At 32.7% G+C, this 24,048-nt stretch carries 30 protein-coding genes and 1 CRISPR repeat array; of the genes, 1 reads left to right on the plus strand and 29 read right to left on the minus strand.

Features of this window, described 5'->3' with window-relative positions; genetic code table 11:
- Window positions 1-194 precede the first annotated feature (194 nt).
- From GPZ88_RS10090 to GPZ88_RS10110, 5 genes are all read right to left on the minus strand, one after another.
- Entirely contained in the window at window positions 195-1,535 is a 1,341-nt protein-coding gene (locus GPZ88_RS10090) for a CHAP domain-containing protein (RefSeq protein WP_240915116.1), read from the minus strand.
- 34 nt (window positions 1,536-1,569) lie between these two features.
- Window positions 1,570-1,929 (minus strand): hypothetical protein, encoded by a 360-nt coding sequence (locus GPZ88_RS10095; RefSeq protein WP_157328626.1) that lies wholly within the window; start codon window positions 1,927-1,929, stop codon window positions 1,570-1,572.
- A gap of 2 nt (window positions 1,930-1,931) precedes the next feature.
- Window positions 1,932-2,609 carry a hypothetical protein gene (locus GPZ88_RS10100; protein ID WP_157328628.1) on the minus strand — a complete coding sequence of 226 codons (678 nt, stop codon included), beginning with the start codon at window positions 2,607-2,609 and terminating at the stop codon, window positions 1,932-1,934.
- Between the two features lie 22 nt (window positions 2,610-2,631).
- The gene (locus GPZ88_RS10105) at window positions 2,632-4,548 is read right to left on the minus strand and encodes a hypothetical protein (RefSeq protein ID WP_206282139.1); all 1,917 of its coding nucleotides are present in this window, start codon (window positions 4,546-4,548) and stop codon (window positions 2,632-2,634) included.
- 71 nt (window positions 4,549-4,619) lie between these two features.
- Complete coding sequence (locus GPZ88_RS10110) at window positions 4,620-5,354, minus strand: hypothetical protein (RefSeq protein ID WP_157328632.1); 735 nt, start codon at window positions 5,352-5,354, stop codon at window positions 4,620-4,622.
- A gap of 176 nt (window positions 5,355-5,530) precedes the next feature.
- On the opposite strand from GPZ88_RS10110, the gene GPZ88_RS10115 reads away from it, so the two are divergent.
- The gene (locus GPZ88_RS10115; RefSeq protein ID WP_157328634.1) at window positions 5,531-6,064 is read left to right on the plus strand and encodes a hypothetical protein; all 534 of its coding nucleotides are present in this window, start codon (window positions 5,531-5,533) and stop codon (window positions 6,062-6,064) included.
- Between the two features lie 45 nt (window positions 6,065-6,109).
- On the opposite strand, the gene GPZ88_RS10120 is transcribed toward GPZ88_RS10115, so the two are convergent.
- The 24 genes from GPZ88_RS10120 to GPZ88_RS10230 form a co-directional block, all read right to left on the minus strand.
- Entirely contained in the window at window positions 6,110-8,683 is a 2,574-nt protein-coding gene (locus GPZ88_RS10120) for a pLS20_p028 family conjugation system transmembrane protein (RefSeq protein ID WP_166044395.1), read from the minus strand.
- Between the two features lie 15 nt (window positions 8,684-8,698).
- Complete coding sequence (locus GPZ88_RS10125) at window positions 8,699-9,850, minus strand: hypothetical protein (RefSeq protein WP_157328638.1); 1,152 nt, start codon at window positions 9,848-9,850, stop codon at window positions 8,699-8,701.
- 20 nt (window positions 9,851-9,870) lie between these two features.
- The gene (locus tag GPZ88_RS10130) at window positions 9,871-10,197 is read right to left on the minus strand and encodes a TrbC/VirB2 family protein (protein WP_157328640.1); all 327 of its coding nucleotides are present in this window, start codon (window positions 10,195-10,197) and stop codon (window positions 9,871-9,873) included.
- A 69-nt stretch (window positions 10,198-10,266) separates the two neighbouring features.
- Window positions 10,267-12,144 carry an AAA family ATPase gene (locus GPZ88_RS10135; protein WP_157328642.1) on the minus strand — a complete coding sequence of 626 codons (1,878 nt, stop codon included), beginning with the start codon at window positions 12,142-12,144 and terminating at the stop codon, window positions 10,267-10,269.
- Window positions 12,144-12,503, minus strand: coding sequence for a hypothetical protein (locus tag GPZ88_RS10140; RefSeq protein ID WP_157328644.1), 360 nt, complete (start codon window positions 12,501-12,503; stop codon window positions 12,144-12,146). The genes GPZ88_RS10135 and GPZ88_RS10140 overlap by 1 nt, the downstream gene beginning before the upstream one ends.
- 178 nt (window positions 12,504-12,681) lie before the next feature.
- Window positions 12,682-12,982: direct repeats of the CRISPR family, unit length 36 nt; unit sequence CTTTTGGAACCATGTCAAATAGACTAGTGCCAAAAC.
- 921 nt (window positions 12,983-13,903) lie between these two features.
- Window positions 13,904-14,482 carry a nucleotidyltransferase family protein gene (locus tag GPZ88_RS10145; protein ID WP_157328645.1) on the minus strand — a complete coding sequence of 193 codons (579 nt, stop codon included), beginning with the start codon at window positions 14,480-14,482 and terminating at the stop codon, window positions 13,904-13,906.
- A gap of 65 nt (window positions 14,483-14,547) precedes the next feature.
- Window positions 14,548-14,844: an LPD11 domain-containing protein gene (locus GPZ88_RS10150; protein ID WP_166044397.1), complete on the minus strand. Its 297-nt coding sequence runs from the start codon at window positions 14,842-14,844 to the stop codon at window positions 14,548-14,550.
- A 134-nt stretch (window positions 14,845-14,978) separates the two neighbouring features.
- Window positions 14,979-15,251, minus strand: a complete 273-nt coding sequence (locus GPZ88_RS10155) for a type II toxin-antitoxin system RelE family toxin (RefSeq protein WP_157328647.1) — start codon at window positions 15,249-15,251, stop codon at window positions 14,979-14,981.
- Window positions 15,252-15,473 (minus strand): type II toxin-antitoxin system RelB family antitoxin, encoded by a 222-nt coding sequence (relB, locus tag GPZ88_RS10160; protein ID WP_157328649.1) that lies wholly within the window; start codon window positions 15,471-15,473, stop codon window positions 15,252-15,254. It abuts the gene before it with no gap.
- A 76-nt stretch (window positions 15,474-15,549) separates the two neighbouring features.
- Window positions 15,550-16,095, minus strand: a complete 546-nt coding sequence (locus tag GPZ88_RS10165; RefSeq protein ID WP_166044399.1) for a hypothetical protein — start codon at window positions 16,093-16,095, stop codon at window positions 15,550-15,552.
- A 14-nt stretch (window positions 16,096-16,109) separates the two neighbouring features.
- Entirely contained in the window at window positions 16,110-16,244 is a 135-nt protein-coding gene (locus GPZ88_RS10410) for a hypothetical protein (RefSeq protein WP_268894152.1), read from the minus strand.
- A 53-nt stretch (window positions 16,245-16,297) separates the two neighbouring features.
- Window positions 16,298-16,780 carry a hypothetical protein gene (locus GPZ88_RS10170; RefSeq protein WP_157328653.1) on the minus strand — a complete coding sequence of 161 codons (483 nt, stop codon included), beginning with the start codon at window positions 16,778-16,780 and terminating at the stop codon, window positions 16,298-16,300.
- 66 nt (window positions 16,781-16,846) lie between these two features.
- A complete protein-coding gene (locus GPZ88_RS10175; RefSeq protein ID WP_157328655.1) occupies window positions 16,847-16,990 on the minus strand; it encodes a hypothetical protein in 144 nt (47 codons plus the stop codon).
- Between the two features lie 34 nt (window positions 16,991-17,024).
- Window positions 17,025-17,396, minus strand: coding sequence for a hypothetical protein (locus GPZ88_RS10180; protein ID WP_157328658.1), 372 nt, complete (start codon window positions 17,394-17,396; stop codon window positions 17,025-17,027).
- Window positions 17,397-17,426: 30 nt separating this feature from the next.
- Window positions 17,427-17,651 carry a hypothetical protein gene (locus GPZ88_RS10185; protein ID WP_157328660.1) on the minus strand — a complete coding sequence of 75 codons (225 nt, stop codon included), beginning with the start codon at window positions 17,649-17,651 and terminating at the stop codon, window positions 17,427-17,429.
- Window positions 17,648-17,887 carry a hypothetical protein gene (locus GPZ88_RS10190; RefSeq protein ID WP_157328662.1) on the minus strand — a complete coding sequence of 80 codons (240 nt, stop codon included), beginning with the start codon at window positions 17,885-17,887 and terminating at the stop codon, window positions 17,648-17,650. The genes GPZ88_RS10185 and GPZ88_RS10190 overlap by 4 nt, the downstream gene beginning before the upstream one ends.
- 83 nt (window positions 17,888-17,970) lie before the next feature.
- Window positions 17,971-18,180 carry a hypothetical protein gene (locus GPZ88_RS10195; RefSeq protein ID WP_157328664.1) on the minus strand — a complete coding sequence of 70 codons (210 nt, stop codon included), beginning with the start codon at window positions 18,178-18,180 and terminating at the stop codon, window positions 17,971-17,973.
- Window positions 18,181-18,198: 18 nt separating this feature from the next.
- Window positions 18,199-18,510: a hypothetical protein gene (locus GPZ88_RS10200; RefSeq protein ID WP_157328665.1), complete on the minus strand. Its 312-nt coding sequence runs from the start codon at window positions 18,508-18,510 to the stop codon at window positions 18,199-18,201.
- Between the two features lie 68 nt (window positions 18,511-18,578).
- Entirely contained in the window at window positions 18,579-18,776 is a 198-nt protein-coding gene (locus GPZ88_RS10205) for a hypothetical protein (protein ID WP_157328667.1), read from the minus strand.
- A gap of 36 nt (window positions 18,777-18,812) precedes the next feature.
- On the minus strand, window positions 18,813-19,502 hold the full coding sequence (radC, locus tag GPZ88_RS10210; RefSeq protein WP_157328669.1) for a RadC family protein: 690 nt from the start codon (window positions 19,500-19,502) through the stop codon (window positions 18,813-18,815).
- 54 nt (window positions 19,503-19,556) lie between these two features.
- Complete coding sequence (locus GPZ88_RS10215) at window positions 19,557-19,892, minus strand: hypothetical protein (protein WP_157328671.1); 336 nt, start codon at window positions 19,890-19,892, stop codon at window positions 19,557-19,559.
- 71 nt (window positions 19,893-19,963) lie between these two features.
- Window positions 19,964-20,923 (minus strand): ERF family protein, encoded by a 960-nt coding sequence (locus tag GPZ88_RS10220; protein ID WP_157328673.1) that lies wholly within the window; start codon window positions 20,921-20,923, stop codon window positions 19,964-19,966.
- A 278-nt stretch (window positions 20,924-21,201) separates the two neighbouring features.
- The gene (locus GPZ88_RS10225) at window positions 21,202-21,645 is read right to left on the minus strand and encodes a single-stranded DNA-binding protein (RefSeq protein ID WP_157328675.1); all 444 of its coding nucleotides are present in this window, start codon (window positions 21,643-21,645) and stop codon (window positions 21,202-21,204) included.
- Between the two features lie 653 nt (window positions 21,646-22,298).
- On the minus strand, window positions 22,299-23,858 hold the full coding sequence (locus tag GPZ88_RS10230) for a DnaD domain protein (protein ID WP_157328677.1): 1,560 nt from the start codon (window positions 23,856-23,858) through the stop codon (window positions 22,299-22,301).
- Window positions 23,859-24,048 lie beyond the last annotated feature (190 nt).

Here is a 24,048-nt window from a genome sequence, read left to right on the forward strand (position 1 = left end):
GGTTCATTTATACTTCTATTATACTAAAGAAAATATAACGTTACTACTTAACCGTTACTAATATATTAATTTTTAAGAAAAAATAATATTAATAACTATTTTCTTCCTATTATATAGTCATTATTTCTATCTACTTTCCAACTACAAATTAAAAACACCCTAGGAGCTATCCTAGAATGTTTTTTGAGTATCCCTTACTTCCAGTTTGGCTTCTTATTATCTGGATACGCAAATACAAAATGTTCGCTCTTTAAAGTAGCCGGTCTGACAATACGATAATTCCAAGTATCCTTTTTACCAATTTGAGCACCAGAAAGAGGTGAATTTTGTTCAATAATTAAAATAGAGCCATCCTTGAAAACATGTGATACAATCCCAGTATGTCCCGGACCGCTGGCACCACTAGAGAAAATCGCTCCTGATTTTGGAGTATTCTTAACGCTATTTCCAAATTTTTTAGCCCATGCAGACGCTTGTTGGTAACCATCTCCTACAGTAATACCTGAAAAGCCCCAAATAATATTTCCTAAACTTTCAGTTAAGTCAACACACTGCCCAGAATGTTCTAACCACCCATCTGGACCACCATATTTTAAACCAACTTTTGCAGGGTCGTGAACATAAGGTTTCAAACTAGCGATAAGGGTATCTGGAGTATATCCCCAACTTGTAGCATCGGCTGGTACATCTCCGTCACCATCATTGGTATCCTCTTCTTCACAAGGTTTTAAATCATCATCACCCACACCATCTAAGCCGACTAATGTTGGAGAATCTATTTTTGAAAAATCAACTGGCTTTTCTCCATATTTCTCTATAGCTAGTTTATCTAACCATTGAAATTGAGAACCTAATGAATCATATGTATTATCGAGCTTAGTTTTATAACTAGGGTCAGTTGCCCACCCCCCAGCTGCAATTGCATCTAAAGTAGCTTTTCCATCAGTATTATTTATTGCCGCTACATAAAGTGTTTGGCGACTCATAAATTCTGCTTTTCCGACAATACCAGCATCAAAACTTTTAAACCAAGTGTAACCTCCACCTGTATTATCCCCTACCCCAGTACCTGCTCCACTTCCACTAACAGCGTCAGAACCATACAGAGCGATTGTTTTAGGATAAGTTGCAACAGACGTCCATTTTACTCCGCCCATGTTATGCGCAGAAGCAAATGATGGGACTCCCATAGAGAAGGAAGTCTCAATCATAGTTTGGACAATTGAAGCTGATGGTAAGAAACCACCAACTCCCCATGATTGAATATAGGCCTCTTGGTGTTGCTTTACAAACGTCACCACAGATTCACTAGCTGATGAACTGTTATTAGCATCGGTAGGTCCTGCTTCGGTTCCATCATAATTAAGCTGTGTTTGAGATTCACATGCTTCAGCGCCTCCTGCTACTGCTCCTCCAACAATTATCATACTTCCTAAAAGAATAGTAGATATAATTAATATTGTCGGTAAAAAGAAGACAAAAATTGGTTTAAAAACTAATTTTGTTACTTTCTTTAATTTATTTTCAGGTTGCATATTACTTTTTTTATTTATCGACTAATCTAACGAACTAAATAGTCAATAAATAGATAAACAAACTAAGAATGATCATAAACAATAAAACCATAATAAATTTTTTGAAATAAATTTTATTACGATATTCTTGTTGCCTAGTTAACCAATGGCTATCAGCATTACTATAATATTTCTTTTGTAGATTAACATTATCTTCATAGTATTGACTGATATCATCAATAGACTCTTGATATAATTCTTTAGTGCGTTTTATAATACCTTTCTTTCTAAGATTTAAAGAAGAATATTCATCAGCTACCGTTCGTTCCAGATTTTCCTGCTTCAAATTTTCAAATAGCTTTTCATAGTATTCTTGAGCATTCCATTCATCATCATAAAATTCTGATTGTTTCATACTTAAATTCCTTTAATCCAAAAATGTTTTCTAGGCATTGTATAAAGTTCATCAACAATAGATATCTTTCCTAAAATTCCTTTGATTTTGAAGGTACGATACATAGTTCGTTCAGATAAACCTGTTTTATAATTTTTTACTTGTCGTATTTCTTCACTAATAAGATTAAAATCATCAACATTTAATAAGGCTAGTAGTCTGTAATCAGATTGATATTGCTTATATTTAACTTTGTTTTTTAAACGTTTTTCATATAGCGGAGAATATTTTTTCGAATACATTGCAACAATCCTAACAATATTTTGTAAGTGCCTTTTATCTAAAAAATATACAAAATAACTCATTCCCCAAAATATATCTGCTGTAATACCAAACTCTGATGTTAAAGTTGATGGTAAGAAACAAATAACTAGCCCTAAAACCAACAGTTGTTTTTGCCTTTTTAACAATTGGAAAAGAGAGTATAGAATACCAAATATTACATATGGCATGTAGAACACAATAATAGATTGCTTTCCAAAATTAATCATCATAGAATAATAGTGCATAACATATGCTAACAGCGCTCCACAGCCTAATGCAATACTCAACATAATACTTAGAATATGATAAATTTTCAAAGTCTTTATATCATATAAAAAAGCATTAACAACTCCAGAAAAGCGCATTAAAAAAGCCACTTATAATCCCCCTTTTCTACTATTATCTTAATGAACTATAACGATCAATTTCCGAATAAACCATTCCCCAAATGTCAATATCGTCACTTGAAGACAATTGTTGTTCAAAAATAAGATTTCTAACACTGGCAATATTTAGGAAAAAACGTCCCCTAGGAAGATACTTCAACGTTTCTAATTCAGACTCTGTCAATTCTCCACCTAACGCATTTGATAAAAGAGGAATAGTCAATTCATCCAATTGAGAGAACAGACGATAACGAGTTGCACTAAATACCTTTCGAGTTGCTAAAACATAATCATTACCAGAAGTATCATTACTTGAAATAAGAATATCTTGCAATGATGACATCTCTAAAATAACCGCTGCATAATTTGAACTAATATTTTCAATCATTCTTGCTAGAAATTCCAATGATTTTGAATAACGTCTATTAAACAATCGTTCTGCTCCAGTAATTGTAACGATACAGTGAGGAAGCTGATCTTTCTCTAAATCTGTTCCCTCCTCAACAATACGTTGATTACGCTTGCCATTAAGCACTGCATAATAAGAAATGAGACTAAGAATTTGATAAAGTTGAATATTCAATAGTGTCGTATCAGCAATTCCTGATAAGTCAAAAGTTACTACAGACTCCTCTGATAAATCTTCAAAGTTTGATGTCCTATTCAAATCTCTATTTTCTTGTAGCAAATTATAAAAAGCATCAAATAAACGTCTGTAACTATGTGCTTCCTCTATCTCATTATTTGATTCTTTTTGACGACGCATACTATTCAAAAGTTCTACTAAGTTAGCTAAAATCGGATAATCTGATTGTCTAGCTTTCGTAATCAAAAGTTCTGACGGCTTCATTGACTGCGCTTTAGCACTCCAAAGACCTCGTTCAGTATATAATTCATCAATCGCAAAACCTAAATTATTTAAATCAGAGACACTTAGTTCAGGATTTTTAATTTGAGCAAAAGCTTTTAATTTTTCTCGATGATCTTGGAATGACCCAATCTGATCATCTTCGTTAAGAGAATTTTTCATGCTTCTAGTAGCAATGACTTCCATAAGGTTAAGGTAATTATCATTATCAATTCCAGACATTTCAATTATCTTTCCTCCCTGACGACGAGTTAAATCTCCTAAAATGCCATTTAAATCAATATTAAATTCCTGATGACCCTTAGCAAATAAAACATCTAATTGTTTTGCTAAAAATTTATCCTTATCAGTTCGATCACGTCCTGCAATCAACATTGTCGGAATACTTCGAATATCATCTTCTTGTAGCAAATTAAAATTGACAGCACCGCCTGTTAGAGTCTGCCCAACATATACACCTCGAGTATCCATTAGGGTAGTATGGTTAAATGGATACCCTGCTCCTAAATCGACTACAGAAATAGGTTGACCATGACGTCTGGTTGGCAAATGACCTTGACGACTTGCAGGGATAAATGCTGTTCCGTATTCAACATCCTGCATACCATCATTAGAAACAATCTTGAATTGATTCAATTTTGATTTTAAATGGCGTTCTTTTTCACGAAGTTTTTCTTCAGAGTCACCACTAATATAGAAGCTTGTACGAATCTCTTTAACAGGAACGTTATTACCTAAAGCTGCACGAAAATCTAATAATGATTGAATTTTTGATTTATCATCAACATCATCAGTCTGCTTACGATTTTGAGTATGTAACATATTAGAAATAGCTTTAGTTGTTTGGTCACTTAGCTTGCTATTCGAACCATGCTCTACAGCGACAAAACTATTGACACCATGCGCAAGCATGATATCTTGAAGCCAAAATTTTCTTAATCCTGATTGAGGATATCCATCATTTGGAATATGATCAAGTTTATAATAACCATCTCCTTGCTTCCAATAAGCATCATTTTCACCAAAGTTGACATTACCTGTAGGTTCAATACGTCCTAACAAATTGAGATCGTATCCTTTATTTAAATATTTTTTTATTTTGCGTTTTGATAACCACATGAACTCACTTCTCCCTATCTAAAACTCAATTGACTATCGTTATAATTATAAAATTGTGTTAAAATTTGTTCTTTCTTTTTCGCATCTACAACGTGTGGTTGAAATCCATAAGAGATACTTTGAGCTGTACGTGTATAGTCAGCTAATTCTTCAAGGGTATCTGCAAAAATCCAAACAAAAAATTCTGTATTGTATTGTTGCATAGCTACAACTTCTTCAGTAATGATATTTTGACGTAAAATATCTCTTCGTTGATTAAGACGAAATTTTTGTTGTGAAGATAATTTTGGATTTAACAAGGCATATTCTACTTCTTCTAGCACTCTTGCTAACTCTGTAATTTGTTGTTTGGTATCGGTAGGAAGAGTTGTAGTCTGGAAAGTAACATCAAATGTAGTACCTGCTAACCATTGAGTAAAGGAAACAATGGCCATTGTTCGTTCATAATCAGATAAAGAAGAAAGATCTTTCCCATAAACTTCCAAAATTTGCATATATCCTGAATATCCATTGGACAATACAATTGGCTGATTTCTAACGCTATATAAAATAGATTTAACACTCATGATTTCTACTACATCTAAGAAATCTTTGTCTTCCCATTCTTTATCGTAATTAAACTTAAAATCAACAATGTTATCTTTTAGATTTAATTTAACCATTTTAGGAGAATCAGAAGGTAAATCAGATGATTCCTTTTTATTTTTAAATAGTTTATTTTCAAGCTTTAAAGCCTCTGTAATTCCCAAAATTGTAACTCCTTTTTTATTGAATATGTTACATTATAACGCAAATAATAATGTTAAAAAACCCAATAAATTTATCATAGATTTTTTGATTTTGAGTAATTGTTAAATTGCAACACTTCTCTCGATATGATATAGTAAAAGCGTTTAGAAATCAGATAGATAAAAGGGAAAAAGGAATGACAAATTATCTAATTAATTTTTGGGAATTATACGAGAAACATTTTATAACAATGCCACTAAATGCGTTTATCTACTTTTTAGTATGGCAAATAATAGTGATTGTAATTGGAAGTATTCTCCTATCAATACATCCTTTCTTAGGGAAATTAGTAATGATAGTTCTTTCGATATTAGGAGGTGGATACGGAGCATATATAACCTATAAAAAAGCACCTAACAACTTTAAGTCTTATGAAACTCCAAGATTTTTAATTATCATACATTTTGGACTGTTCCTAACAACAGGTATACTATTATTAATATTAGGAAATATTACTTTGTTAATAATCGAATTCTTTATAAATATCTTCCTACTCTTTGAATACATATTTAAGCAGGTATATACTGTCGTAAGTAACTTTACACAAGAAGACTGGTCTTGTACATTTGTAATACTTATTCTACTCTTTTTATTTTCAGGTATCGGATCTGGTCCTCTTTCTTTAGTTACTTTTATTAGCGCTAAGAAATCCTTCAAAAATAAAAAATAAAAAAAGCTAGAGCATTATCGCTCTAGCTTTTTTATTGATAAATATTTACAAAGAACTGTCTTCCTCTTTTCCAAAACCGCTAAGACGCTTAGCAACTTTAGGACGATTAACTTCGTAATTTTCTTGTGAGATTTTCTCATTTCCTATGTGAGGAGAATTAATTCGTTGTTTTGTAACAGTTTTTTGGGGTGTTGATGTAACACTTTTAGTTGAAACTGTCTTACTTGGGGCAACAACTTCTCTTGGTGTTGAAGTAACTCCTTTAGTTGAAACTGTCTTACTTGGGGCAACAACTTCTCTTGGTGTTGAGGTAACTCCTTTAGTTGAAACTGTCTTACTTGGGGCAACAACTTCTTTTGGTGTTGAGGTAACTCCTTTAGTTGAAACTGTCTTACTTGGGGCAACAACTTCTCTTGGTGTTGAAGTAACTCCTTTAGTTGAAACTGTCTTACTTGGGGCAACAGCTTCTTTTGATGTTGAGGTAACTCCTTTAGTTGAAACTGTCTTACTTGGGGCAACAGCTTCTTTTGATGTTGAGGTAACTCCTTTAGTTGAAACTGTCTTACTTGGGGCAACAGCTTCTTTTGATGTTGAGGTAACTCCTTTAGTTGAAACATCCTCTGCTAGTTTAGCTGACGATCCACCTGCTAGTTCTTCTGGGGTTTCCAAATTCACTGAGTTAGTTGGTAAAACACTTGCTAGCTCTTCTGGGGTAATTGATGATTCAGCTATATTTCGAGAAGACGGTGAAGTAAAATTAGAGTAAGCAGATGCCTTTCCGCTACTATAAGCGTCTTTTAGGGCGTTAACTCCTGCATTACCTTTACTTTGAAATTTAGATGCAGGAATTTGAGCACCGTTTCTTAGAGTATCTAATGTTCCAAATGTAGCTCCCTTTAATCCTCCGCCACGTTTATTATAGTTATCTCTAAGTGCACTACCACTGCCATAAAGAGCACCCATTTCTGCTGCTGTATTTTTTAGAACAGATCCTCCAAAATCTTTTACTCCTTTGGTCCCTCTTTGAGCAGCATTTCTAATATTTCTCATTTCATGTCCAATTGAACCACCATGACGATTTCCATTAATATCTTTACGTCCAATAGAAGCTTGTTCAATAGCTCTTCCAGCCATAACTCCTGCTCCAACTGTAGCTGCCGTTTGAGCTATACCAGCTTTAGCACCCGTTGATACTCCTAACCAATTTTCAATAGCTCTTGAACCTTGAATAGTAGCATAAAACACTGCAATATAAAGAGCAATCGTTGCAATAGTATTACCCCAAAAGCCTAAATTTCCAATAAATGAGCCAAAATTATTATTGTGACTACTAAATGCCATCGTTGGAGCTTTACTTATGAACCATAGTCCGTATTTAACAATTAAAATATCAAACCAAATACCAGCAATACCAGCGAATATTGTCCGCAAAAGATCTAAGAATTTTGCAGAATTATCTACCGATGTATATCCAACGATAGGTGCAACTACAGAGGATAATAGAGTTCGCATTATTGTTTGTAAAACTGTAATTAACAAACCGATTAGCAATAAAATCAACATTGCTTGTTCAACAAATAAGCCAATCCAGTTGACTTTATAACGTAGGTACACTGGTTTTAAAATATTGTAGCCAACAATAGAAGTTACCTTATAACCAGCAACTTCCACTTCTACGGGTTTTTGTCCACTATCATCCCAATCGTTTTTTCTTAATTCAGAACGGAACAGAGTTGCTAAACAATAATACATACTATTTTCATTATCTCCAGTCGGAATCTCAAAAAATAGGAATTTCGATTTATTCTTAGCAGCATCTGCAAAGTGTTCTAATTCTTCTTTATCATTAGGTCCATATGAGGTTACGAAATTAGTTGACGCTATATTTTTAGACGATAACCTATTAAGACGAACGCCATTAGCTTCCGCTTTACTAGGATTAATATACCCATCATCGCCTCTTTGACGACCAAGCTTACTAGCGTTAAAACCAACTCTGGCTAACTGCATAATGTCAACAACATTATCTTGAAATGGCTGTGCTGACAGTGTACTGCCTTGTTTTGTACCACTAGCAACATAGGTTTGTAAATCTTTAGAACTATCTGCAACTACTTCTGAAAAAGAAGTTAATGCAGCTGGTAGAAAAGCAGTTGCTGCAGTTACTAATATAGCATGATTGAAAAACTCCTTATATTTAAATGGAGTTCCAATAATCCCGATGACAACACGAACAACTATGAAAGCTATAAAAAGCGAAATGCCGACAGTACGCAAACCTGAATATATTTGCCCAATAAAATTATCGTTAGAACCCAACAAGCTAAAGAAACCAAAAAGAGCAAATATTTTGTTAAATATTGATTCTAAAGCATTAGAAAAACCATAAAACGTTTTAGCAAACCACTCGGGTATTGTTAAAAATGTTGTAAAGAAATGTGGATGCGGGGTCAGGTATTCACTCCACTGTTTATAAAAAGTGGATAAAACTTGAGAATCAGTATCATTTATTTTAAAGTTATGATTTAAATCAAAAGCCTGATCTGATAAGTTTTCCCCCATCGACTTTATGTTTTTCCAAAAGGTTCCTTCACCATTTAATCTGGTATCAAATGCCATGTCATCACCACCTTATTAGTTATTTTCATCAGAATCGATGTAATCTTCAATAATAGGTTCAGATGTTACAAGCCAATGCCATTGTGATTTCTCTTTTGGAATACAATTAAATGTGAATGTTTTAGTATTTAAAGTATCATTTTCGTCTCGATAGGTAACAACATACGATAAAGTATATTCGTCATCATCTTTTGTAAAATCATTAAGAGTCAAACTAGAAACTGTTCCTGTTTCAGGTTGAGTATATTTTGCATCTCCGTCGCTTAAGAACTGGTCTAACTCATCTCTATTTCCAGCAAAATAATAAGCTAAGAAAAATTTACCAAAAGTATCTGCCGAATGTTCATGAGTTTGTAAATCCTGTATTTCAGTAGTTTTAGAATACAAGTACTCTAATTTTTTCTCCTGCGATATAGTTTTATTTGTCAACATTACCGTAAATACAACAAGAAAAACACTTAGCAGTAGCGCAATAATAGCTGTAACTTTAAAGATTACATCTTTGTTATTATGCTCTAAGTCCTCTACACGAACTTTACCATTAGATTTTGCTTTGGGATTTATTTGAGCCGTTCTTTTTGGCGTTACTTGTTCTTTAACAGCAGACTTTCTAGGGAGTTCACCTTCAATAGTACCTGCCAATGGGAAGTACGGAAATTCAGATCGTGATAAACCTAAGCTTTTCCCATAACAATCCATCAAGTTATAGTTTACATCGCAGAAGTATCTTGCTAATTCATCATAAGAGTAATTTTGAAATCTTTCATCTCTAAATGTTGCTTCGATAATAGGAATTACTAAATTATCATACTTCGCATAGATTTCAAACGGAACAACCTGCGGACTATTTTCAATTGAAGCTTTTCCTGTTAGTTTTCCATTATCATTTACTTGAGTAGCTAAAGCAATGCCTTTGAACCAAAAATACTCAAATTTATCCCTTAAACCACGAAATAATATTTCAGCTTGTTTAAATGTTAGAAATGGTAGAGAATTACTAATTGTATATTCTGAATTTGAAAAATGCTCCAAATCTAAATTCTCAATCAAATCTCTTAATTGAGGAGTATTACTTGGTTTATAATTATCATCCCACTCAACATAAATAAATAAGGGGTCCTCAATTTTAACCCCTTTAGTGCCTGTGAACCCAAAGTTATTTACCATATTTATACCTTCTTAAGTAATTAGCCAAAAATCTCTTTGAGCCACATAATAAGCGATGTTGCACCAGAAACAAGAGCGACTCCCCCCACAATGTATGGTAGCCACTTCATTGCTTTATTTTTTCCGATATCTCCAAATGCAAACATTAGACCAGCAACAACTACAGTAGCAATAAAAACAAAAAATGAAAGATTTCTTACTTTTTCAGTAAAATTAGTAGTTGCACTCTGCACTTTCCCCCATGGATTATCCGCCAATACTGGTGAAGAAATGATAGCACTATTTACCATTGCTGTTGCCAAAAGCCACTTAGCTTTTGCAGTATTTTTTACATCTTTAAATTTCAATTAAGTTTCTCTCCTTTTTTAATTTATTTCATTGTAATATTTGAGCCCAACCATGTAAAGCCAATTTTCCTATGGTAGTTTTTTGACTTTAATATCTACATGTCGCATATCTGCGATGTTCGTCCTACCACTTCCGTCTTTATAAGATCTAGGTGGCAGTCCTTTTAAAACAACTTCAACAACAAAGGAATCATTTTCACGTCTATTAAAGAAATAAAGCTGCTTAGCGATTGGATCGCTTAAAATATCTGTTATCGCTCGTTCTAACGGACGGGCACCGTTAATAACACTTGTTCCAACATTTTTTAAGTAATCATAAAAATCTTCTTTATTCTCGTAACCATCCTCGTCTTTATATTCAATTGTTAAATGTTGTTTTTCTTTCCATTGCTGCTCAAGAACGGATAATTTACTAGAGATGATTTCCAATGTTATGTCTTCAGTTAACAAATTCATGATAATCATTGAACTCCAGCGATTCAGAAATTCTGGTCTAAAAATTTGTTCTAAGTCGCGCGTTACATTTGCTACAAAAGATTTGTAAGATTGTGAATCAAGATTTGAAAAATCTCCTGAAATAGCAAATTTGTCGCGAATTGTTTGATGACCCGCATTTGAAGTACCATAAATAAAACTTTGCTTAAAGTCAATTTTTCTTCCATAAGCGTCAGTTAAGTGCCCGTCATCTAATATTTGCAACAATAAATTGTGGACACTAGGATCTGCTTTTTCAATTTCATCAAACATAATCAAAGAATATGGACGATTTTTTACTTGTTCTGTCAGTTGCCCTTTTTCATTGTTAGCAGGATTTCCTATCAAACGTTGAACACTGTCTTTTGAGTTATACTCTGTACAATCTATACGAATAAATGCTTCTGAATCCCCATAAAATAGACGTGCGACTTGCTTTCCTAACTCTGTTTTACCAACACCAGTCGTACCTAAAACAAAAGCAGAAGCTGGACGATTTTCATTTTGCATATCAGTTTTCTTGGAATAAATCTTATGAGAGATAGTTTTTATTGCAAGTGATTGCCCTTTGACTACTTTTGCCAATTCAGCTTCAATATCAATAGGTTTCCCTCGACTAATGAGCAAAATAGATTCAAGAGGAATTCCTCGTTTCAGATGAATAAGCCATGCAATATCTTTAAATGTAACAGTCTTTTTATTTTTTATATAAGCATGAGCAACAGCTTCGTCAATTAAATCAATTGCCTTATCGGGAAGGTGTTTGTCTGCAATATATCTAATAGATAAATCAACTGTAGCTTCTAAGGCTTCTGGAGTGATTGTCACCCCCCTTAATTTCTCATAACGAGGAGCTATTTTTTTCATGATATAGAGAGCTGATTCACGATCTGGTTCCTCAACTAAAATAGACTGCATACGCCTTTCCATGGCTGGATCTTTTTCGATGATTCTAAATTCATCTTCAGTCGTTGCAGAAATCAATTTGATTTCACCACGAGACAAAGCAGCTTTCAAAGCATTTCCTGCATCAAGTGCTGATTTTTCAGAAGCTCCCGTCCCCATAATAGTATGTACTTCATCAATGAACAAAATATTAGTATCATTCGTTTGAGTTAGTTCTTCAATGATTTGATATAGGTTTGCTAATAGTGCTGACGGGTCACCTTTTTCCATTATTGCACTTAACAATAATGAACGAACCCTTACACCTTGAAGTTCTTCAGGTACTTTGTTACTTAAACAAGCTGCACAAAAACCCTCGACAATGGCAGTCTTACCTACTCCGGCCTCACCTACTAAACAAGGTGAATTCTTGTCAACACGCAAAAGTGAAGTAACCATACGTTCAATTTCACGATTTCTTCCGTAGGCAACATACTTTGTTGGATTTTGTCTCACTTTTTCCGTTAAATCAACCGTAAATTTATCCAAAGCAGGCGTTTTATAAAGTGAATTTACAATCTTTTCCACTAGTACTTACCTCTTCTTCTACGTTTGATTTCTTCTTGTTTTACCGGATACCCTCCTCTTTCAATTGAAAAATATCTCTTTTTTCGTTTGATATGAAAATAAGCAATTGCTCTAAAGTTTGATCCACCTGCTTTTGTTGGCAGTACCAAATAGAAAGCCAATATCGTCATTAATATATCATTTAAAACAAATTGGAAAAACTGATCAGTTGGGAAGACCGTTCCACTTAACTGCAAACCTAACAAAAAGGTTACTACAATTACTCCAGCTTTCATTACAGGAACACCATAATATTTAAGTTCCCGATATACACCTCTTGGGATACTAAAACTATAATTATGGTTATCTTGTTTATCCACGCAATATTCCCTCCTTATAATAGAATACAATTTAATTTTATCTAAATTAAATAGGTATGCAAGCTCATATGACTATGATAGATTTTTCAAAAAAGGGCATAAAAAAAGACACCCTAAGGTGTTTTCTAAACTGGACTAGTGCCAAAACGAACAAGACGATAAAAGATAAGGCAGTGCTCTTTTGGAACCATGTCAAATAGACTAGTGCCAAAACTACCGTTAATTGTTCTTTTTTTCTGAACAACTTTTGGAACCATGTCAAATAGACTAGTGCCAAAACCTTCTTGCGCCTTGAGAATTTTATATTGAACTTTTGGAACCATGTCAAATAGACTAGTGCCAAAACTTATCGGTTGAAATTCATGATGCACCTTTAACTTTTGGAACCATGTCAAATAGACTAGTGCCAAAACAGCAAACTAGTAATTTCAGTATGTCGATAACTTTTGGAACCATGTCAAATAGACTAGTGCCAAAACCTCGGAAGCTAGTCTTGACAGGGTGGATCCCTTCGGTATGTCCGCAGATGTCCTCAGGAAGAGCCACGATTCTTGTATTGCTACAACGGGTCCCAAATAACCCGTATCAATATTATACTATAGAATCTATAGTTTCGCTACTTAATAGTAACTTTATAATTTATTTTAAAAAAGGTAATCGTTTAGTTGAAAGCCAATAATAGATAAGCTATAATATACTTGTTCCTAATAAAGGAACCTCCATTTCATAATTTAGGCTCCTATAAGCCTATCACAAACTTGATAACCGTAGTGGACTACGGGGATAGCTTGGTTAATTAGTTAATTCTCCATAAACTCTACCCAAGAAGTTTTCTTTATAACACTTTTGTAGGAAAACGTCCTCCACTTTTACCTTTTTTCTCCAAGGAGGTAAAAGAAACTTTACTTATTTTTTAATATGAAAGCAACAAAAAAGGATAGTCTTAATAAGACTATCCTTTTTTGTATTTCTATCTTTTTTATCAATGAATGAGAAACCACGCGCTCCCCTCATTAGATTTCTTATTAACTTTATACATTAATACTCTTACCTTTTTTGCTATCGCTAAAACCTTCTCGATACAAATTAAAGGATTTTCTAACATCTTCAATTAGTAAGCTCTTTCCGAGTGAAATCTCCCTTATAAAGACTACCATTAAATTAATAATCTTTACTATTCGATTTCATACCCCGAAAGCCACGCGCGTGCATATAATTCATCATTACAATCCGCTATTAACCAATCTTTAACCTCAAATGGTACATCTTTATCAATTGTTAATTAGTTCTACATTCATTTTATTCTTCATTATTTTTTCCTCCACAAAAAAGGTTTGTTCATATTGTGAACAAACCTTTTATTTCTATTCTTTTCTAACACTAACATTAATGACTGTTGCTTATAAATCATTAACAAAGTTTCGTTTGTATTTAATATGCCCTTCAACATTTCGTTTAACATCTTTCTTATCCCACAGCTGTAGCTCCCACGGATAAAAGAAATTGCTCCCATTTTTGAAGTAAATGTGAATTCCCGTGTAATCAGCAGTATCTTTAAGATACCAATTTTTAAGACCAAATTTCACCTGCCAATCATCTAGTTTTTCCATTACTTCAGCAATTTCAGCCGATGATAAAATCATACGAGCGCCAAAAATATCATTTAAAATTGAATTAACAGGGTAACCTTCCTGACGCTTCGAAAAACGTTCAATCTTATCAAGAATTGATTCAGATGTCTTTACTCTATAATAGTAGGCAATATCATCTAAATCTGCTGACATCAGATAATCATTAATTGATTCATGAAGATTCAATCGATATTTCAAAATTTCCTTAGTAGGAACTTTTGAAAAAGTATGTTTTAGGTTAACCTTTTCAACCTTTCCAGTCTCAAAATAATCTTTAGAGTACTCCAAGTGAATTCTATTTATCTCTGATATCAGACGTTCTACCTTTTGGATGTTGTTTAAGAACATAACTTTCCTCTTTTCTCCATGGACAAGTATAACTAATGTAATTATACCATATCTTTACGGTCCTTTTATTTTAAAATCATCTTACGTTTATAATCTTCTAGTTCTTCTTTAGTAAGCCATTCTGGTTTTTCAGTACTAGAAAAATTATCCCAAAGTAATTCCATATAAGCTAAATGAAGTTCAACAGTTTCTCCCCAAAGGTACTTCTCACATCGTTCTCCATTGCCAAGATAATAATTACAATCATACTGCATACGACTTAATAAACGATATAAAAAACTATCGTTCTTAGGATAATGTTGAATAATATCTTTTTTAAACGTATTGATTTTTTCAGTAACATTAATTGTGCTTTCTGACATTTTTTCCTCCATAAAATAAAGACCAGCTCTTTACGAGCTAGTCTTATTCACTATATTAACTTGTTCTATTATCTACTATGCCTGCTATTAACTTAATTCCATAACAAAAGAACAGACTTTGAAACACATATCTCTTATTCTCCTCGTACATAAATTGTACTTCTGTGTCCAAATTCAAGAGCCAAAATAACGGCTTTATCATCTTGAATGTCACAAATTAAGCGATAATTTCCAATACGGTAACGCCATTGATTAGCTCTATTAGCAGTTAACCCTTTTCCGTGTTGCCGAGGATTATCACAGCCTTCTAAATTCTTATCAATCCACGCAAATAATAAACGCTGTACTGATTTATCTAGCTTCTTAATTTGCTTTTTAGCCCTTTTAGAATACTCTACATGGTACATCTAAAGCCCCAATTCTTTTTTGAAATCAGCATGAGAAATCGTTTCAGAATCTTTCTGATACTCTTGATAAGCCTCTTGATATACTTTGTAATCTAACTCATCTTCAATGTTATTTATAAGAGCTTTTTTTAAAAGAGTTGAGATACTTTCTCCAGAAAGCTCTGAATACCCTTTAAATAACTCTTCCTCTTTTTGATTTAATCTAACAGTTATAGTACTCATAACATTTTCCTCCACCTCTATACGTAACACATTGTAACACATAGAGTTCACCTTGTCTATTATAATGTCTTTTATTCTAAATATGCTCATCTTTTATGATATGTAACTTTTTAACTAAATCAAAGTACTGCACTTCTTTTAAATCATCAACAGTAAATAATAAATCATCAAGACTATTATTTTGAGTACCAACATGCCAATAATCATGATCAAAAGAGTGAGAAAGTTCATAAGCAAATTTTATATCATCAACATTACTTAAATTTTCCCTATCTAAATCACTAATAGAAAAGGAGTTTCCTTTTTTTACTGTAATCTTTAACGTAGCATTACCTTCTAGCGGAGCTTCAATATCAAATACATCTTTCATTTCATCATAAGAAGTAAATTCAAGTGTATAATCTAACTCTTCTTCAGGCACGCGCTTAGCTACAAGAGGAAGGTAAATAGCAACATCTTCCTCAAAAATTACCTTTTGTGATTCATCATCAATAATAGCTTGCCAAGTATCATTTATTTTAAAAGTTGGAATTGCAGCCTCATAAGTATAATAAGGCGCTTCAATTTTCATTCCATTTAATTCGCTTATATCAAGTTTTAGAGAAATCATTTTTTTGTTCATAGTAAACATCCTCCTTACTCCCAATAAGCTAGTTTCTTACCAAAAGAACGAGCAACTTCTTGTGCACGTTTGTCAGCTTCAAAAACATCCAAAGGCGCATAAAAAGAGTATTTAGTTCCATCTGTAAAATAAGCGATATATTTTTTCATTATAATTTCCTCCATATAAACTTCTATTTAAACAATTATCTTCTTTGAGATTTCTACAATGAAAGAGTCTTGATTCCACATTCACCTAACATTATATTTACTTCTTCTAACCATTCATCTGAATACATATACGGAATGCTTTCCGCTTTCCCGATTTCATTTAAAAAATCAGTAAGTGTCTCTCCAGCAAATGCAACTCCACCTTTAGAGGCTTCATCATCCTCTAAAATAGTATTTAGCAGTTTTTCCTTATTTGCGCGTGCAAATCTAGAAAAGCTAAAAAAGTACGGAGCAAGTTTTTTGAAATCTTGGTAACTAGAATATTTAACAATTTTAGTAATTAAAAAATTCTCTTTATCTGCTTCACTTAGCCCTAAATAAAAGTCTGATCGGGCAACTTCATCAATAGCTTTAAGTAACATAATGTGGTCACACTTTTCAAATATAGCGTAGTTAAAGCCGACCAAAGTAGCAGAGTTCCTAACGATTTCTTTCTTCATTACTTTATATTGTTTTTGTGTAAGTGTAATTGTCATTTTTTCCTCCATATAAACAGAAAAGACAAGCACGCGCCTGTCTTTTTCTATTTCTTTACTAATTTATTATTTACGAACAATGGCAAACAATTCATTGTAGCGATAAATACAATACTCACCATCCAAATTTAAAAATGGTGGTAACAAATTTGCTTTATCTTTATATCTACTACTTAAAATTTCTTTTGCCTTTTCATTATTCGTAACCATTATCTTTCTCCATTATAACTATTATACCTATACCCTATTTAGAACTTGCCAAACTACATGTAGCATGCAATCGTGCTAAAATTTCTTGCATCTCTACTCGTCTTTCTTGGCGCGTGCGAAATAAACCAACAACATCCTCAAAAGAAATCTCTCTTGATTCATTTGTGATATATTTACGCTTTTGCTTATCATCGTAAATAATTAACCAACAAAGTGAATGAGAATTTACTTGACTTCTAATATCAATTTCTAACTCAGAAAATACTTTAAGGTCATTTTCCTCAAGCTTTCTAATACGAACATCATATCCAGCATTGTGAAACTTTTTATACCAACGATAAGCTCCTCGATAAGCTCCTGAACTAGGTGCCAAAGTTGAATAGTTATTATAAACAACATTAATCATTTTTCTTCCTCCATATGTCTATTACATTTACTACTTATTTTTTAAAATTCTTCCATATCCCAACTTAACAAGTTCTAGCAAAATTGTTTGATAAGCATTGTAATTTAAGCCTTCAAAGCGTGCTAACCATGTAGAGTAATATCGAGTAGGGGTGCGATAGCCAAAACATTTTTTCATTGCTCCTGCTAAAACACATTCAATATCTTCATTAGGAATCTCAACCACAGCTTTAGAATCGATAAATGTATGAATCATGCCAACTCACCTCGTATTTCTTCACAAATACGTAGCAAGTTCTCAGAAAAGAGATTAGTGCTACCTTTAAGCCATAGTTCAAAAATTCGATCTAATTGCTTGATATCTTTAATTCCCGTCTCAAAAGAAATAATCGCCTTAAAATATGTTTCTTGATCATTAAAAAACATTGATTCTAATTTCTTTCGATACTCCACTATATTTTCTTGTCTTGTTGTTAATTTCAAAATTTCCATTCTTTTTCTCCATAAAATAAAAGAGCAGTATAAAACTACTCTTTTACTAACCTTTTTTATCAAATAACTAGCTTAAAAGTCTATTATTGAGCCGCTTCTTCTTGAGTAAATGACAACTTTTGTAAGTCATTTAATACTCCACAAATATCACGGTCTACAATTGTTCGTTTTAATATCACTTTCTGATTCTGATTAAATACACGTAAGAGCCAATTACCATTTAACTGGTTTACAACAGAATAGCTAGCAGCTTTACGATTTACAAATAATTGAAATAATGATTCTCTTTTCACGAATTTTCTCCTTCTAAATTAAGCGACAACTGAAACATTCCATAAATGACGAATAGCTTGAACTCGATGATGGGTTTCTAAACGATTTGCTGAAAAATCTTCATCATAATTTGCATGATAGACTTCCGCATAAGCTTGACGCATACGTTCTCCTACTTTATCTAATTCTGCTTGTCTAGTTTCATTGACTCTATCCTGAATATTACGTAAATATAAACGATAGGCTTTCTGATAAATAGCATCTAATCGTTTTTTATCTTCAAGATACCATTTTAGAGGATAATTTCCGTAGTTTATTTGTAACCATTTAGCCTTTTCTAAATTTGACATTTTTTCTCCTTAAAAAGAACACTGATTTAACAGGTTCTCTCTTTACTTATTCTTTAATTTGAAAACACTTATTTTTTAATAAATAACCCAACCACTTCAAGTACTGAAAGAGGAATAACTAAAACTAGAAAAGCAAAAATTCTAAATACTTTCTTATTACGAAGAATTGATTTCATCATCATAATTCCAATAAGAAATACAACTAGTTTTAATGGTCCTTCAGAAAGAAATGCGTACCAAAGCGTTTGTTGTGTTACATAATCCATAATTCTATCTCCTATAAATAATCAATCATATTGCTGTCATAGCAAACCTTCTTCTCGATAGCTTGTGTAATTATTGAAAGTGACAATAATATGATCTAATAGAGTAACTTCTATAGTCCCACAAGCCTTTTCCAATTTTTGGGTAAAGATATTGTCATTCTCACTAGGGTTAATCGAACCCGAAGGATGATTGTGAGCAACAATAATAGAAGTTGCCATATTCTGACAAGCATAGTATAAAATCTCACGTGGCGTAGCAATAGATCTATTAACAGAACCAATAAACACTATTCGTTTATCAATGACTCTATTTTGAGTATCTAAATACAAAACCATTAAATGTTCCTGCTTTTTATCTCCAATTTCAATCATTAACTGATTAGCAATTCGTTCACTACTCATAATACGTTGAGTTGTTGAATTTGCTTTTGAAGAACGCTTAAATAGCTCTAAAGCAGATAGAAAACTCGTAGCTTGTTGTTCAGATAATCCATAATCTTTTACAAGACTGCCATAGCCAAGAGAATTAATGCGTGATACTTCTACTCTATCCAAAATATTACGAGCTTTATTGAAAGCTTCTTGATCTGATTCTGACATTTGTAAAAAAGCAGCCAGTAGTTCAGTTTCAGATAAAGCATCTACTGTATATTCAGTATTTAAAACTGTTTCACAAACATTAAGTGATTTCTCATGATTATTCGTGATAGTATATGACGTTTCCATAATAAATTTCCTCCATTTACTTCATAAAAGTAATTACTAATACTTATTACAAAATTAAATATTGTAAGCCCCTGTTCGAATTTCTTCATTAAGCCATTCTAGTTTCCAATCACAACCATTATAGTTGAAGACAATGGCATTAAATGTTGGAGCTTCTTCAATCGCTAAATAAAAACTATTTTCCAACACGCTCCAAGAAAAGTTATCGTATTTTAAATAAATCGTTTCGATTTCATCTCTTAACGCTTCAACAAAACTTTCTTGAAAACAATCTCCAAATTTATCTTCAATGGCATTCACAATATACTGAACGCTATAAAATAAATTTTCTTGTTGAAAAATAACTTCTCCAATTTTAGCTTCAAACTTTGTAATAATAACTGATTCCATAATTTCCTCCATAAAAAAAGAACAGTCTATTCACTGATTCTTCATTTTTACTTATTTAACAGTTAATTGACTTATTGATGAGAACGAACAAAAGTAGCAATTTCACGAATTGTTTCCTGAATATTTGTTGGGTTTGCCCAAGTAGATAACTGTTCATCAGTCGCACCACACTCTTCTGCTCTTAGTAGTCCTTCTTCTAAAATCTTTTGAGCTTTTTCCATTAATTCTTCTGAATTAGGAACCTCTTTAGTTTTTTGTTCTGAAGAAGAAATTGACTTATTATCAGCAATAGTATTAGGTTGGGTAGGTGATTGCATTTCAGCTTCTGTTTGCGATCCAGAAAGAACATTTTCCTTATCGTCAGAATGATTCTGTTCATTTCTAATAAAGGTAAATCCTTGTTCTTTCTGACCTTTTACTACCTCTGGTGTGTCATCTTGCTTTAATGCTTGTTGACGATATGTTTTATGATTTGAAAAAGCCTCTTTATGGTCATTCTTCAAGGTAAAATTACCATCATTATCATCGTCAGCATCAATTCCAAGAATACGTTTTGCCCCATATCGGCAAAGATAACTTTCTACTGCCCCCATATTTTGAGCATTCTCTGCATTATAAAGCATTGGAACACTCTCATATGATAATTTTGCGCCACTTTCATGCAACAGCTCTGTAACAACAGTGATATACATACCGTTTGCTGCTGGAGCATATTTAGAATGTTGTGAAAATGCAATATTATGGGCATTTAATGCTGGAACAGTAGCTTTTAAAATCTCTGGTAGTGTTGCAAATTTGAAGCTATAGCCACGTTTACCATTCTTAGGAAAAACTTCAACAGTCGCATTGTTAGAAGGAATCAAAAACTCAGATTGTGCTTTTGCAAAATCACGATATAGTTCCCCCATTTTTGCAGACTTATCTTGTTTTTCTGCTAATTTTTGTTTTTCTAATGCTACCTCAGCTGCAATAAGACGATTTACTAATACTTCCGTAGTCATCATACCTTGTGTCAATTCTGTGTTTTCCATTGTTGTTTCCTCCAAAAAATTAATCAATAATTTTTACAAGTATCTTCGTTCTATACTAACAATTATCCCTTTTTCAGTTCTTCTAACAAGTCAGCAAATTTGTGATTTGCTATTCCTTTCTCAGGAGTAAACTGATGACAGATAAATTTTTAGATAGTTTTAGATACTAAATTTGTTTTTTCCTACATAACAAAAGGCAAGCTATAAAGCCTGCCCGTTTTACTCTAAATCAAAATAATAATCTACTATTAAGCGGTAGATTGTGCCTAAATACAACTTTAAAATGGTAGATCATCCGTAGCAAAATCTGCCAAAGTATCATCAAGTGAAGAAAGTTCTGCGAAACTATCAAAAGTAGATGTATTTTGTTGATCTACTACCTGATTTTCTTCATTTTGCTGACTACGTGGTGTCAAATTATCAAAATGAGAAACCAAAACCTCAACTACATAAACGTGTTGTCCTTGATTGTTCTCATAATTTCGACTACGTAGTTCACCCTCGACAGAAATTAAATAACCTTTTTTAATCCATTTCGCAAAGTTCTCTGCGCTTTTACCCCAAATAACCAACGGAAAGAAATCCGTTTGGCGCTCCCCAGTTTCTTTATTTTTAAATCTACGATTTACTGCAATATTTACAGAAGCTACTGGAGTGTTGTTGGGTGTGTAGCGAAGTTCTACATCACGTGTTGTACGGCCAATAAGATTTACATTGTTCATAAAAATTCCTCCTAGCGTTTTACGCTTACTTATTTTTAACATTAAATAATGACTAGACTTCCTCGGCACCTGTCAATTCGTTCTAGCCACTTGCATAAAAAAAGACTAACCGCTCCACTGCAGCTAGACTTTTTTCCAAGACATTTTAGGATTTTGTAAAATAAAAAAAGGTACTCAAAAAGCCGACCTCGATTTCCCTTTAAAAAAAGAGTCCTCTAGTCGCCATAAGACCCTAACTAAATCTCCATTTAGCGGTTTTTCGACAAGACCCTATTACACCCCGTGCAATAAGTTACGCCTTGCTAGTCCTATGCAATGTCATGAGTTCCTGTACACATTATTCAACAAAATCGTTGAGATCCATAAGCCCTTGTTGAAACGATACGTTCTGGCTCAAGAACATTTTGTATCGTTTAATTACTTTATTCATTAGTAAATCATCTTGATTTAGCTACTCTAATGAATTCTAATTTTAAAGAACACCCGTTCTTCTACTTTCGTAGCGAAAAGTAAACTAAATGTAAAATATTTTTACAACCTCATTATAGCTACTTTATTTTCGATTAGCAAGAAAAAACACCAATTCTTTTTCTATCATAGATTTTAATAAAAAATGCAAGTCAATGACTTGCATTTCAGTTATATCTAACTAATTAGTAATCTTCACTCCACAAATCCATTGCATCTAGAAAATCATCTGAAATTTCTAAAGGCTGAGTTTTTGCCTGTTCCTCGTTGTCAATTTGTTGCTGAGTTGTAATACCTGCTTTAATCCAATTATCTAAGATACCTTTTACATATGTCCAATTGTCTTTAGTATTAAAAATAGCAATCTTAATTGCGGAACTAATAACATTAACCTCAACTTTTTCAGCATATTTCTGAATATCTTCCAGAATAAGAAGCGAAACATCTTTTTTTAGCATGTTTTTTAGATTTGAAAACAAAGTTTCATAATCAGAATTTGACGCTATCAACTGCTTTACAATTACAGCTCCCTTATTATATCTTTGTGTTTCATACTCTTTTAAATCATCTAAAGTAACTACACCAGCATCAATTAGATTTTGAATTACTTTAACAGTCCATCCAAATCCACGGTTGTTTTTATATCCAGTTCTGATAATTATTTCCTTGATAACATCAGAATTTATTAAGTTTAACCACTCTTTTATTTTTTTCCGATTTGGATTATTATCTACCTGCCTATCCGTTCCAAAAACGTCATGAAATACTTCTAAAATTTCTTGGTACTCTTCGATATTGGTATCGTCAGAAACTTTTGCCATCGGTAAAAGTTTCAAAATCAGATTATTTTTATTGTGGCTGATAACCTCATTCAAATCATTACTGAAACGCGAAAAAGTAAAATAATATTTATAAGTACTTCGTCCTCTTTTTTCGACCTTCATATCTAGGTTAGGAATAATAGCGTTACCTTCTTGATCACTTAACTTTTTTAACTCCTCAAAAGCTTCTCCGATTTTTTTCCTCTTATTCTTTTTGAGCGATGGTGTATTTAACTTCATAATATCATTTTCAAATTCATCAGCTAATTTATAGCAGCTACCATAATTTCGATATTCTGAAAGGAATCTATAAAGACGTTTACTATATTTTGATTTTAAAAGATTGTGTATCTCACGACCAAATTTTAAATATTTAATTTGGCTCCAGTTGTCCTGATTAAATAGCTCATAAACTCTTTTTTCTGGATGTACAATAGTGTTTCCGTCTGAATCTACTTCAATAAACTCTTCTTGATATACTTCATCTGAAAGTACAACGGTCAATTTTTGTTCTCTATGACTAACTTTATATTTTTTGAATAAAGGATATACCTCGTACTCATCGACTTCGCCCGCATTATCCAGCGATTTTAACTTTTTATAACTTACTGTTTGAAGCTTATTTTGAAGAGCTTCTATTATTTTATTAAATCTAGCTCCTGTTTGAGCAAAGGTGTTATTATTGCTATCTACACTAACTAAACCAGCCATGTGGGCTATTTCAGAATAGGTAAATTCAATATCACCAGTAGAATATCTATCTGTCAATTCTCCTAAAATTGAAAAAGTTATATTTTCTTCAACTTTGTTCAAATCACCCAAATCAAATAAAGCAGGAAATTCCCTGCTATATTGTATCTTGTTTCTGAACTTAGATTCTTGTTCAGGATACGAAACCATCACAGACACCTCTTCTTGAACCATAGTATGTAAGCACCAAAATGTTTGGTGAAACTACCATAATAATATTTTTTTTACACAAAAGCAATAAAATGTTTGGTAAAAACTCCTATCATAGATTTTTTAACCATGTCAACCAACAAAATGTTTGGTTATATGAGTAAATTACTTTACTTACGTTCTATTTTACCATAATACAACCTTATTAACCAAA

This window comes from Streptococcus ruminicola (assembly GCF_011387195.1).
GTDB lineage: Bacteria > Bacillota > Bacilli > Lactobacillales > Streptococcaceae > Streptococcus > Streptococcus ruminicola.

Excerpts from the sequence above, each read along its gene's own strand:
- GPZ88_RS10090 (WP_240915116.1), bottom strand. The coding sequence starts at position 1,535 with ATGCAACCTGAAAATAAATTAAAGAAAGTAACAAAATTAGTTTTTAAA.
- GPZ88_RS10095 (WP_157328626.1), bottom strand. The coding sequence starts at position 1,929 with ATGAAACAATCAGAATTTTATGATGATGAATGGAATGCTCAAGAATAC.
- GPZ88_RS10115 (WP_157328634.1), top strand. The coding sequence starts at position 5,531 with ATGACAAATTATCTAATTAATTTTTGGGAATTATACGAGAAACATTTT.
- GPZ88_RS10120 (WP_166044395.1), bottom strand. The coding sequence starts at position 8,683 with ATGGCATTTGATACCAGATTAAATGGTGAAGGAACCTTTTGGAAAAAC.
- GPZ88_RS10125 (WP_157328638.1), bottom strand. The coding sequence starts at position 9,850 with ATGGTAAATAACTTTGGGTTCACAGGCACTAAAGGGGTTAAAATTGAG.
- GPZ88_RS10145 (WP_157328645.1), bottom strand. The coding sequence starts at position 14,482 with ATGTTCTTAAACAACATCCAAAAGGTAGAACGTCTGATATCAGAGATA.
- GPZ88_RS10150 (WP_166044397.1), bottom strand. The coding sequence starts at position 14,844 with ATGTCAGAAAGCACAATTAATGTTACTGAAAAAATCAATACGTTTAAA.
- GPZ88_RS10155 (WP_157328647.1), bottom strand. The coding sequence starts at position 15,251 with ATGTACCATGTAGAGTATTCTAAAAGGGCTAAAAAGCAAATTAAGAAG.
- relB (WP_157328649.1), bottom strand. The coding sequence starts at position 15,473 with ATGAGTACTATAACTGTTAGATTAAATCAAAAAGAGGAAGAGTTATTT.
- GPZ88_RS10165 (WP_166044399.1), bottom strand. The coding sequence starts at position 16,095 with ATGAACAAAAAAATGATTTCTCTAAAACTTGATATAAGCGAATTAAAT.
- GPZ88_RS10410 (WP_268894152.1), bottom strand. The coding sequence starts at position 16,244 with ATGAAAAAATATATCGCTTATTTTACAGATGGAACTAAATACTCTTTT.
- GPZ88_RS10170 (WP_157328653.1), bottom strand. The coding sequence starts at position 16,780 with ATGACAATTACACTTACACAAAAACAATATAAAGTAATGAAGAAAGAA.
- GPZ88_RS10175 (WP_157328655.1), bottom strand. The coding sequence starts at position 16,990 with ATGGTTACGAATAATGAAAAGGCAAAAGAAATTTTAAGTAGTAGATAT.
- GPZ88_RS10180 (WP_157328658.1), bottom strand. The coding sequence starts at position 17,396 with ATGATTAATGTTGTTTATAATAACTATTCAACTTTGGCACCTAGTTCA.
- GPZ88_RS10185 (WP_157328660.1), bottom strand. The coding sequence starts at position 17,651 with ATGATTCATACATTTATCGATTCTAAAGCTGTGGTTGAGATTCCTAAT.
- GPZ88_RS10190 (WP_157328662.1), bottom strand. The coding sequence starts at position 17,887 with ATGGAAATTTTGAAATTAACAACAAGACAAGAAAATATAGTGGAGTAT.
- GPZ88_RS10200 (WP_157328665.1), bottom strand. The coding sequence starts at position 18,510 with ATGTCAAATTTAGAAAAGGCTAAATGGTTACAAATAAACTACGGAAAT.
- GPZ88_RS10205 (WP_157328667.1), bottom strand. The coding sequence starts at position 18,776 with ATGGATTATGTAACACAACAAACGCTTTGGTACGCATTTCTTTCTGAA.
- radC (WP_157328669.1), bottom strand. The coding sequence starts at position 19,502 with ATGGAAACGTCATATACTATCACGAATAATCATGAGAAATCACTTAAT.
- GPZ88_RS10215 (WP_157328671.1), bottom strand. The coding sequence starts at position 19,892 with ATGGAATCAGTTATTATTACAAAGTTTGAAGCTAAAATTGGAGAAGTT.
- GPZ88_RS10220 (WP_157328673.1), bottom strand. The coding sequence starts at position 20,923 with ATGGAAAACACAGAATTGACACAAGGTATGATGACTACGGAAGTATTA.
- GPZ88_RS10225 (WP_157328675.1), bottom strand. The coding sequence starts at position 21,645 with ATGAACAATGTAAATCTTATTGGCCGTACAACACGTGATGTAGAACTT.
- GPZ88_RS10230 (WP_157328677.1), bottom strand. The coding sequence starts at position 23,858 with ATGGTTCAAGAAGAGGTGTCTGTGATGGTTTCGTATCCTGAACAAGAA.